This is a genomic window from Streptomyces sp. MK37H (genome assembly GCF_018035285.1).
Classification (GTDB): domain Bacteria; phylum Actinomycetota; class Actinomycetes; order Streptomycetales; family Streptomycetaceae; genus Streptomyces; species Streptomyces endocoffeicus.
Window position 1 is genome coordinate 1 of the sequence record NZ_JAAAYH010000319.1, and the last position, 10,672, is coordinate 10,672.

7 protein-coding genes are annotated in these 10,672 nt (G+C 71.4%); 1 reads left to right on the forward strand and 6 read right to left on the reverse strand.

The window, feature by feature from the left end; genetic code table 11:
- Nucleotides 1-23: 23 nt before the first annotated feature.
- From GWI24_RS32265 to GWI24_RS32290, 6 genes are all read right to left on the reverse strand, one after another.
- Nucleotides 24-605, reverse strand: coding sequence for a hypothetical protein (locus tag GWI24_RS32265; RefSeq protein WP_210949602.1), 582 nt, complete (start codon nucleotides 603-605; stop codon nucleotides 24-26).
- Nucleotides 590-1,756, reverse strand: coding sequence for a ParA family protein (locus GWI24_RS32270; RefSeq protein ID WP_210949603.1), 1,167 nt, complete (start codon nucleotides 1,754-1,756; stop codon nucleotides 590-592). The genes GWI24_RS32265 and GWI24_RS32270 overlap by 16 nt, the downstream gene beginning before the upstream one ends.
- Nucleotides 1,757-2,166: 410 nt before the next feature.
- The gene (gene ald, locus GWI24_RS32275) at nucleotides 2,167-3,282 is read right to left on the reverse strand and encodes an alanine dehydrogenase (RefSeq protein ID WP_210949608.1); all 1,116 of its coding nucleotides are present in this window, start codon (nucleotides 3,280-3,282) and stop codon (nucleotides 2,167-2,169) included.
- 226 nt (nucleotides 3,283-3,508) lie between these two features.
- The gene (locus GWI24_RS32280) at nucleotides 3,509-5,728 is read right to left on the reverse strand and encodes a tetratricopeptide repeat protein (RefSeq protein ID WP_210949604.1); all 2,220 of its coding nucleotides are present in this window, start codon (nucleotides 5,726-5,728) and stop codon (nucleotides 3,509-3,511) included.
- 164 nt (nucleotides 5,729-5,892) lie between these two features.
- Nucleotides 5,893-6,519: an NUDIX hydrolase gene (locus GWI24_RS32285; RefSeq protein ID WP_210949605.1), complete on the reverse strand. Its 627-nt coding sequence runs from the start codon at nucleotides 6,517-6,519 to the stop codon at nucleotides 5,893-5,895.
- A gap of 80 nt (nucleotides 6,520-6,599) precedes the next feature.
- The gene (locus GWI24_RS32290) at nucleotides 6,600-8,255 is read right to left on the reverse strand and encodes a CTP synthase (RefSeq protein WP_210949606.1); all 1,656 of its coding nucleotides are present in this window, start codon (nucleotides 8,253-8,255) and stop codon (nucleotides 6,600-6,602) included.
- A gap of 420 nt (nucleotides 8,256-8,675) precedes the next feature.
- Here GWI24_RS32290 and GWI24_RS32295 point away from each other — a divergent pair, with 420 nt between their 5' ends.
- Nucleotides 8,676-10,484, forward strand: coding sequence for a glycoside hydrolase family 15 protein (locus GWI24_RS32295; RefSeq protein ID WP_210949607.1), 1,809 nt, complete (start codon nucleotides 8,676-8,678; stop codon nucleotides 10,482-10,484).
- Nucleotides 10,485-10,672: the final 188 nt, after the last annotated feature.

Here is a 10,672-nt window from a genome sequence, read left to right on the forward strand (position 1 = left end):
GGGCAGGCTATCGCCCGGCCCGGTCAACGGCCGCGGAGGCGGCGCACCAGGATGCTCGCGTCGCCGCGCGACTCGAGGTCGGCGAGGACGACCGCGACCGCCTCGCGGACGATCCGGCCGCGGTCGACGGCGAGTCCGTGCTCACCGCGGAGCACCAGACGCGCGTGCTCGAGGTCCATCAGCTCCTCGGCGGAGACATAGACCGTGATCTTCTCGTCGTGGCGCTCGCGCCCGCTGGGCCTGCGGTTCGCCGCACGGGCGCGGCGGCGGGCCGGGCCGTTCTGCTCGGCCGCGGCCGAACCGCCCTGGGCCTGGCGGCCCTTGGGCCGGTCCCCGGCGGCGGGGCGCCGCTCGCCGACCGCGTCCTGGGAGGCCGTCTCCCGTCCCGTGTGTTCGCCCGAGCCGGACTGCTCACCGTCCGCGCGCTGCTCCTGCCCTTCGCGCGGCTCGGCGCCCGGGTCGGGTTCGGTGGCGGGCGGGGGCACCCGGGGGCCCTCGCCGTTCGCCTGGCGGCGCCCGGCGGCGGGAGCGGAGGACTGGAGGCCCATCCCTCCCGTGGTGCGGAACAGTTCGTCGGCTCCCGGCAGACTCACTCGGCGTGACACCGGGCGAGCACCTCCCTGGCGAGCTGGCGATAGGCGGCGGCACCGACGGAGTTGGACGCGTACGTGGTGATCGGCTCACCCGCGACCGTGGTCTCGGGGAAGCGGACCGTACGGCCGATGACCGTGTGGTAGACGTGATCGTCGAACGCCTCGACCACGCGGGCGAGGACCTCACGGCTGTGCACGGTGCGCGAGTCGTACATCGTGGCGAGGATGCCGTCCAGCTCCAGGTCGGGGTTGAGCCGCTCCTGGACCTTCTCGATCGTCTCCGTGAGCAACGCCACACCGCGCAGCGCGAAGAACTCGCACTCCAGCGGCACGATCACCTTGTGCGCGGCGGTCAGCGCGTTGACGGTGAGCAGACCGAGCGAGGGCTGGCAGTCGATGACGATGTAGTCGTAGTCGGCCATCAGCGGCTTGAGCGCGCGCTGGAGGGTCGACTCCCGGGCGACCTCGCTCACCAGCTGCACCTCGGCGGCCGACAAGTCGATATTGCTGGGCAGCAGGTCCATGTTGGGCACGGCCGTCTTCAGCAGCACCTCGTCGGCCGACATGCCCCGCTCCATGAGCAGGTTGTAGACCGTGAGGTCGAGCTCCATCGGGTTGACCCCGAGGCCGACCGACAGGGCGCCCTGCGGGTCGAAGTCGACGAGCAGGACCCGGCGGCCGTACTCGGCCAGGGCCGCGCCCAGGTTGATGGTGGAGGTGGTCTTGCCGACCCCGCCCTTCTGGTTGCACATCGCGATGATCTTCGCGGGACCGTGGTCGGTCAGCGGCCCGGGGATCGGGAAGTACGGCAGCGGACGCCCGGTGGGACCGATCCGCTCGCGGCGCTGGCGGGCAGCGTCGGGCGCGAGCGTGGCCGCGTATTCGGGATCTGGCTCGTACTCCGCGTCCGGGTCGTAGAAGTGCCCGTCGGGGAGGTCGTCGTAGTCGGCGAAGCGGGCGGGATCCGTGCCCCCCTGGTCGCCGGCCATGGCGTTCACGTGATGGCCGTCCATGCTGTGGCTCTGGTGGGCTGTCGTCGGGCTCTGGCGGGTTGCGAAGGTACGGACAGCGACGGAGCCGACAACCTCGAGCCCCGAGGGACCCTGGCCCCGCGCAGCCGGTCCTGGTTGACCACCCCCGGGAGAAAATGTCGACTCATTCACAAGTCGTCCTACCTCCTTGGTGACCAGGAAATTTCTCTATAGGTCAGCGTGACACCATGCCGACGGTTGGCGACTCTATGGCGTGTCACCGGTCCGCAGCAACACAATCCACCGGACACGGCACGATGTGTCGGCAATCGAACACCCCGATGTCAAGGGCGTGTGAACGGCGCCGCGGAGATTTCACCACCGCATAAAGCGTCTGAATAGTTGCATTTAGGGCGAGTTGACCGAGCGGTGGTCCGCACGCGATACGGGGCACAGCGGACACACCTTCGGCCGGGCCTCGTCCTTCGACAAGGCCCGGCCGGATGCCCGATGTTGACATGTGGTTGACGGTCCGGGTTGACCGTCCGGCAACCGGGGTTCACGGGCCCCGGCGGCCGGGTCCGGTGAACTCCGGGCGTCATTCAGCCGATCAGCGAGCCCAGTTCGACGACGGGCAGCTCATGGGCCTCGGCGACCGGGCCGTAGACGACCTGGCCCTCATGGGCGTTGAGCCCCTTGGCCAGCGCGGCGTCCCGGCGCAGCGCGTCCCGCCAGCCGCGGTTGGCCAGCTCCACGATGTACGGGAGCGTGGCGTTGGTGAGCGCGTGGGTGGAGGTGTTCGGCACCGCGCCGGGCATGTTGGCCACGCAGTAGAAGACCGAGTTGTGGACCTCGAAGGTCGGCTCGGCGTGGGTGGTGGGGCGGGAGTCCTCGAAGCAGCCGCCCTGGTCGATCGCGATGTCGACAAGGACACTTCCCGGCTTCATCCGGGAGACCAGCTCGTTGGTGACCAGCTTGGGCGCCTTGGCGCCCGGGATGAGCACCGCGCCGATGACCAGGTCGGCCTCGAGGACGGCCTTCTCCAGCTCATAGGCGTTGGAGGCGATGGTCTGCACCCGATTGCCGAAGATCCGGTCGGCCTCGCGCAGCTTGTTGATGTCCTTGTCGAGCAGGGTGACGTGGAAGCCCATGCCGATGGCGATCTGGGCGGCGTTCCACCCGGAGACGCCACCGCCGATGACCACGGCCCGACCGGCGGCCACACCCGGCACCCCGCCGGGCAGCACACCGCGGCCGCCGGCCGAGCGCATCAGGTGGTACGCGCCGACCTGCGGCGCGATCCGGCCCGCGACCTCGGACATCGGCGCGAGCAGCGGCAGGGCGCGGTTCGCGGTCTCGACCGTCTCGTAGGCGATGGCGGTGGTGCCGGACTCCAGCAGCGCGTCGGTGCAGGCCCGGGAGGCGGCCAGGTGCAGATAGGTGAAGAGCGTCTGGCCCTTGCGCATCCGGTGGTATTCCTCCGCGATGGGCTCCTTGACCTTCAGCAGCAGGTCGGCCGTGGCCCAGACCTCGTCGGCGGTGCCGAGGATGTGCGCACCGGCGGCGGTGTACTCCTCGTCCGTGATGGACGAGCCGAGGCCCGCACTCCGCTCGATGACGACCTCATGGCCGCCTCGGACCAGCTCGTGCACACCGGCGGGGGTGATGGCCACACGGAACTCGTTGTTCTTGACCTCGCGGGGGATACCGACCTTCACGTCGATCACGGTCCTTGAATGGGGGAAAAGGAACATATCGCCATAGCCAGGCACGGGCCGACACACCATCGACCATAGACAGGCAAACCGACAGGCGCGTCCGCATGCCGGAGACGACCGCAACAATCGCGGTACAGCCAGTCTAATGAAGGACGTCGCGCTGTCTAGCCTTGCAATGCATCAATCTTTTGGAAGACCACTACTGATTTCGTAGGTCGGCAGGGTTTCAGGCCCCACTCTGAGGTGACGGACCGGTGTCTTCCGCCTCGATCCTCCGGGCGGTGCGCCGCAGCGACCGCGCCACCGTGGGGTCCCCGCCGAGCCGGTCCATCGCGTCCGCCGCATGGCGCGCCAGCTCGGCGTGCAGCCCGGTGTCACCGCAGGTCCGGGCGGCCGCGGCGGTCTCCGCCCAGGTGCGCAGCGCCTCCCTCGGCCGCCCCGAGCGCTCCTGGGCGTCCGCGGTGCCGCTGAGCGCCCGGGCGTACCCCGCCTGGTCGCCCGCCCGGCGGCAGGCGGCCGCGGCGGCGCGCCAGTCGCGCAGCGCCTCGCCCCACCGCCCGGCGTAGCCGTGGACGGTGCCGAGCCGTGCGTACAGCCGGGCCACCGCGGGTGTGTCGCGGCGGCTCAGCCGCAGCTCCAGGGCGCGTCCGAACCAGTCGGCCGCCCGGTGCCAGTCCTCCAGCGCCTGGTAGGTGCCGCCGATCGACTCCAGCGCACGGCCGGTCGTATACGGATCGCCCGAGGAGCGGGCGGCCTCCAGGGCGCTCTTGTAGCGGGCGAGGGCCTTGTCCACCCGGCCCGCCCCGCCGTCCAGATCGCCGAGGTTCAGCAACGCGGCCGCCCGCTCCACCGGCAGATCGCGGCGCCGGGCCACGTCCAGCACCAGCTGATGCAGCCCGTAAAGCTCCACCGCGGCGCCCTCGAAGCCCCGGTGGGCGGTCAGGGCGTGGGTCAGCGCGGCCACCAACCGCCGGGCCAGGGTGTCGAGTTGCCCGGTCTCCACGGCCATCCGGGCGGCCTCGATCAGCGTGGGCAGCCGCTCCTCCAGCCAGCCGGCCGCCTCCGCCGACGACGAAAACCGCAGCGGCTTCGGCATCCCGGCCAGCTTCTTCCGGCCCGGCGAACCGGCGGGCTCGGCGGCCAGCCGGCAGGCGTGCAGCTGCCGTACGGCGCGCTCCAGCATCCGCGCCCGCGCCAGCTCCACCTCGGCCGGGCGCTCCTCGGCCGCCAGCCGCTCCCGCAGCAGCGGATCGAGACAGCCGGGCACCAGGTAGCGGCCGGTGCCGCGCGGGCGCAGCATCCCGTACGCTGCGAAGCCCTCCAGCGCCGCCTCGCCGTCCGCCACCGAGCAGCCGGCCAGCGCGGAGGCGATCTGGGCGTCGGCCGATCCGGCGGGCGCCAGCACCAGCAGCCGCAGCATCCGGGCGGCAGCGGACGGCAGCGCGGCGTAGGCCAGCCGGAAGGCGCGGGTCAGCGGGCGGGCGCCGTGGTCGAGGTCGCCCTCGTCCGGCGGCAGTTCGCGCAGCCGGTCCAGGGCGTCGGCCACCGACGCCTGGGGGCGGGCGGCGAGCCAGCCGCCGACCAGGACGAGCGCCGCGGGCTGGCCCGCGCACTCCTCGACCAGGGACTGCGCGGCCACCGGATCGCAGGTGATCCGGGTGGGGCCGGTGTACTGCGCCAGCAGCCCGACCGCCGCGCTCACATCCAGCCCGCCCACCGTGCACGGCCGCACATCCGGCACCCCGGTCAGCGGGCCGCGCGAGACGGCGACCACCAGGCAGCCGGGCTCGTCGGGCAGCAGCGCGTCCACCTGCTCGGCCCCGGCCACGTCGTCGAGCAGCAGCAGCACCCGCTTGCCGTCGAGGGCCTCGCGCAGCGCCTCGCTCAGATCGTCCTCGTCCGCCCCCGGCGGGGCGGTCACGCCGAGCCGCCCGAGCAGCTCACGCGCGGTGCGCTCGGTGGGCACGGGGTCGCCGGCGGAGGTGGTCAGCCGGGCGCTCAGCACTCCGTCGGGGTAGTCGTCGGCGAGCCGCCGGGCGAGCTCCTCGGCCAGCGCCGTACGGCCCCAGCCGGGGCGGCCCGCGATCAGCAGCACCCGGCTGCGGGCGGCCTTACGGCCGGCGAGGGTGTCCAGGCCCGCGCGCTCGATATCGGCCCGCAGCGAGAGCAGCTCCCGCCGCCGCCCGGCGAAGCCCCGCCCCACGGAGGCGGCCGCCGCGAACAGCACGGCCCGGGTGGCCCCGCTCCACACCCCGCCGTCCTGGGCGTCCGCGGCCGAGCGCCGTTGCCGCGGCGGAGTGCCGGAGGAGGTCTCATCCTCCGGCGGACGGCCGGGAGCGGATTCCGACGGACGGCGAGGGGCGGACGAAGCGGACGCGGCGGGCGGCGGCTGCCGCTTCCCTGGGGCCGCCGGCTCCCCATCGGTGTCGACCGCCTGCTCCGCCACGGGCCCACTCCCGTCCACCTGCGCGTACGAGCCCCTTCGGCTCACTATGAGCGTAGTTCACTCCGCGTCAGGTACCCGGTACTCGCGGCCCACAGCACGGACCGAAAATCACTCCATCGGATCTTCACCGAGGCCGAGCGGGGCCCATGCGCCCCATCAGTGGCTCAGGCGTCGAAGGGCCGGGCCGGCCAGGAGGCGTCGGCGGGCCGGAGGGCGTCGAGGCCGTCGCCGGAGAGTGCCGCCCGCAGCGCCAGCGCGCCCGTCACGAGGCAGTTGTTGTGCAGCTCGCCCGCGAGCGCGCCGCGCACCAGCTCATCCAGGGACACCCGGGCGAGCTCCATGTCGGCCTCCTCCTCGGAGACCTCGAACCGCTCGCCGTCGGCCACGGAGATCTCCCGGGCCAGGAAGATCCGCACGGCCTCGTCACAGCCGCCGGGCGAGGTGTAGACATCGATGAGGATCCGCCAGTCCTCGGCCTTGACGTGCGCCTCCTCGTACAGCTCCCGCTGGGCGGCGGCCAGCGGGTTCTCACCGGGGATGTCCAGGAGACCGGCCGGGATCTCCCACAGCCGCTGGCGGACCGGGTGCCGGTACTGCCGCAGCACGATCACGCGGTCGTCCTGGTCCAGGGCGAGGACGGCGACGGAGCCGGGGTGGACCTGGTAGTCGCGCTTGACCCGACTCCCGTCGGGCATCTCCACCTCGTCCGTGCGCACGCTCGTCTTATTGCCGGTGAACGGCGTGGCGGTGGCGGTGACCGGCCATTCCTCGGGGGTGTCCTGGATGCGCATGCTTGCCTCAGCGTCCTTTCCGCGTGCGGTTGACGGGGCGGTGGGCCGCGCCGGCCGCCCGCCCCTGCCAACCGTAACGGTCAGACGCTCGCGCCCCGCGTCTGAGCTGCGACCTGTCGCTCGACCGCCGCCTTCACCAGACCCGCGAAGAGCGGGTGCGGACGGGTCGGGCGGGAGCGCAGCTCCGGGTGGGCCTGGGTGCCGACCAGATAGGGGTGGACCTCGCGCGGGTACTCCACGTACTCCACCAGCTTGTTGTCCGGGGAGGTGCCGGAGAAGACGATCCCGGCCTTCTTCTCCAGCTCACCGCGGTAGGAGTTGTTGACCTCGTAGCGGTGGCGGTGGCGCTCCTCGACATACGGCTGGTTGTCGTAGACCTCGCGGACGATCGAGCCCTCGGCCAGCTTGGCCGGGTACATGCCCAGCCGCATGGTGCCGCCCATATCGCCCTCGCCCGCGACGATGTCGAGCTGCTCGGCCATGGTGGAGATCACCGGGTCGGTGGTGGCGGGCTCGAACTCGGTGGAATTGGCGCCTTCGATGCCCGCGAGGTTGCGCGCGGCCTCGATGACGATGCACTGGAGTCCCAGGCAGAGGCCCAGCACCGGGATCTTGTTCTCCCGGGCGTAGGTGATCGCACCGACCTTACCGATGACACCGCGGTCGCCGAAGCCGCCGGGGATACAGACCGCGTCCACGCCGTCGAGCTGCTCCCGGGCGCCGGCCGCCGTCTTGCAGTCGTCGGAGGTGACCCACTTGATCTTCACACGGGCGTTGTTGGCGAAGCCGCCGGCGCGCAGCGCCTCGGTGACGGAGAGATAGGCGTCGGGCAGGTCGATGTACTTGCCGACGAGCGCCACGGTGACCTCGTGGTCGGGCTCGTGGACCCGCTTCAGCAGGTCGTCCCACTGGGTCCAGTCCACGTCACGGAAGGGCAGGTCCAGCTTGCGGACGACATAGGCGTCCAGGCCCTCGGAGTGCAGCACCTTGGGGATGTCGTAGATCGACTTGGCGTCGATGGCGGCGACCACGGCGGCGTCGTCCACGTCACACATCAGCGAGACCTTGCGCTTGATGGAGGTGGGGACCTCGCGGTCGGCTCGCAGCACGATCGCGTCCGGCTGGATACCGATATTGCGCAGCGCGGCCACCGAGTGCTGGGTGGGCTTGGTCTTCAGCTCGCCCGACGGGCCGATGTAGGGCAGCAGGGAGATGTGCACCACGAACACGTTGTCCCGGCCGACCTCGTGCCGGACCTGGCGGACGGCCTCCAGGAAGGGCAGCGACTCGATGTCGCCGACGGTGCCGCCGACCTCGGTGATGACGACGTCCACGTCATCGGTGGCCATGCGCCGGATGCGGTGCTTGATCTCGTTGGTGATGTGCGGGATGACCTGCACCGTGTCCCCGAGGTACTCACCGCGCCGCTCCTTGGCGATTACGGTGGAGTAAACCTGTCCGGTGGTCACATTGGCCGAGCCGTCGAGGTCGACGTCGAGGAAGCGCTCGTAGTGGCCGATGTCCAGATCGGTCTCGGCGCCGTCGTTGGTGACGAACACCTCGCCGTGCTGGAAGGGGTTCATCGTGCCCGGGTCGACATTCAGATACGGATCGAGCTTCTGCATGGTGACGCGCAGACCGCGCGCCTTCAGCAGCGCCCCCAGACTGGAGGCGGTAAGACCCTTGCCGAGTGAGGAGGCGACACCCCCGGTGACGAAGAGGTGCTTGGTCGTCATGGGCTTAGCGGCAATGGCCAAGAGGGGGCTCCCGTGGTCGCGTCGTGAGGGTGCGTACGGCAGCCGCTCCGAGGTCCGGGGGCGCCGCCGCTGAGGTTCGGGGGTTTTGTGCCCGCCGCTCCACGGGCTACCAGGGTATCAGCGCCCCGGAGCGGTCGCTGCTGACCTGGTTCCCGCGTTCGGTCTGCGCAACCGCCCGAACACCATGCGTGACCTGGCCACCCGATCGGCCGTGAGATGCGAGCCACGATGTGGACGGGCTCAAGCGGATCACCGTTGTCCGTCGTATCCTCGTCGGACGCACGCATGCGAGCCACCCCGGCACGGCACCACCAGCACGCCCCCGGAACAAGAGCTCGTCAGAATTTTCCGAGACCGTAAGCAACGCCCTCCGGGGTAATACGGCCGTTCGAATGGGGAATGCACGTGGCCGGGCGTATCGAGGATTACGCACTGATTGGTGATATGCAGACGGCTGCCCTCGTCTGCAGAGACGGGACCGTCGACTGGCTTTGCCTGCCGCGATTCGACTCCCATGCCGTCTTCGCCGGTCTGCTGGGCACTGAGGAACACGGTTTCTGGCGGCTGGGGCCGGCCGCCCCCGCGGGGAGCCCACCGCCCACCGCCGACCGCCGCCGCTACCGCGGCGACTCCCTGGTCCTGGAGTCGGAGTGGGACACTCCGCGCGGCACGGTCCGTGTGATCGACTTCATGCCGCCCCGTGACGGCGCCCCGCAACTGGTGCGGATCGTCGAGGGCGTCAGCGGCCGGGTGCCGATGCGCTCCGCGCTGCGGATGCGGTTCTCCTACGGCTGGGTCGTGCCGTGGGTGCACCGGGTGGACACCCGTACCGTCGCCGTCGCCGGTCCGGACTCGGTGTGGCTGGACACCGAGGCCGACACCTACGGCAAGGACCTCACCACCTACTCGGACTTCACGGTGGGCCCCGGCGACCGGATCGCCTTCACCATCAGCTGGCAGCCCTCGCACAGCGAGCCGCCCGCCCTGCCCGAACCGGAGGGCGCGCTGGAGGCCACCGAGGCGTTCTGGCGGGAGTGGGTCGAGCACTGCACCTACCACGGCCCCTACCGGGACGCGGTGGTCCGCTCGCTGATCACGCTCAAGGCGCTGACCTACGCCCCCACCGGCGGCATCGTCGCGGCGCCCACCACCTCCCTCCCCGAGGAGCTCGGCGGCGTCCGGAACTGGGACTACCGCTTCACCTGGCTGCGGGACGCGGCGATCACCCTCTCCTCCCTGCTGCGCACCGGCTACCGCGAGGAGGCCCGCGCCTGGCGCGAATGGCTGCTCCGCGCGGTCGCGGGCGACCCGGAGAACCTCCAGATCATGTACGGCATCGCGGGCGAGCGCGAGTTGGCCGAGGCCGAGCTGACCTGGTTGCCCGGCTATGAGAACTCCCAGCCGGTCCGGGTGGGCAACGGCGCGGCGGGCCAGCTCCAACTGGACGTCTACGGCGAGGTCACCGAGGCGCTGCACCTGGCCCATATGACGGGTCTGGCGCGTAACGACTACGCGAGCGTGCTCCAGCTGAAGCTGATCCGCTACCTCGAGGAGCACTGGGACGAGCCGGACGAGGGCATCTGGGAGGTGCGCGGGCCGCGCCGCCACTTCGTGCACTCCAAGGTGATGGCCTGGGTCGCGGTCGACCGCACCGTCAAGCTGATCGAATCCGGCGATGTGGACGGGCCGTTGGAGCGCTGGCGGGAGCTGCGCGACGAGATCCACCGGGACGTCTGCGAAAGGGGCTACGACGCCCAGCGGAACACCTTCACCCAGTCCTACGGCTCCAAGGAGCTGGACGCCTCGCTGCTGCTCATCCCGCAGATGGGCTTCCTGCCGCCGGACGACAAGCGGGTCATCGGCACCATCGAGGCGATCCAGCGGGAGCTGTCGACCGAGGACGGCTTCGTGATGCGCTACCCCACCGCGGGCGAGGACGCCGGGGTGGACGGTCTCGAGGGCGACGAAGGGGCCTTCCTGGCCTGCTCGTTCTGGCTCGCCGACGACCTGGCGATGATCGGCCGGGTGGACGAGGCCCGCAAGCTCTTCGAGAAGCTGCTCGGGCTCCGCAACGACCTCGGGCTGCTGGCCGAGGAGTGGGACGCGCGCAACCAGCGCCAGGTGGGCAACTTCCCGCAGGCGTTCAGCCATGTGCCGCTGATCGACACCGCGCTGCGTCTCACGGCGTCCGGCGCGTACGGAGGCTAGCCCCCGGCCCGGGCCCTGGCGGCCCGGGCACCCCTCATGTGCGGGCCCGGCCCGCGCCCAGCCGCTCGGCGCGCGAGCTGCGGGACCGGGCCCGCAGCGCGGTCCCAAGCGGGTCGACGCGGGTCGAGGCGGGGCATCGAGCGAGCGGCCAGGCAGTGTCCGGCGGACCTTGGCGCCTGCGGCGGGCT

Bases quoted from the DNA above. Each gene is read 5' to 3' on its own strand.
- GWI24_RS32285 (WP_210949605.1), bottom strand. From the start codon at position 6,519: ATGCGCATCCAGGACACCCCCGAGGAATGGCCGGTCACCGCCACCGCC.
- GWI24_RS32290 (WP_210949606.1), bottom strand. From the start codon at position 8,255: ATGACGACCAAGCACCTCTTCGTCACCGGGGGTGTCGCCTCCTCACTC.
- GWI24_RS32295 (WP_210949607.1), top strand. From the start codon at position 8,676: ATGCACGTGGCCGGGCGTATCGAGGATTACGCACTGATTGGTGATATG.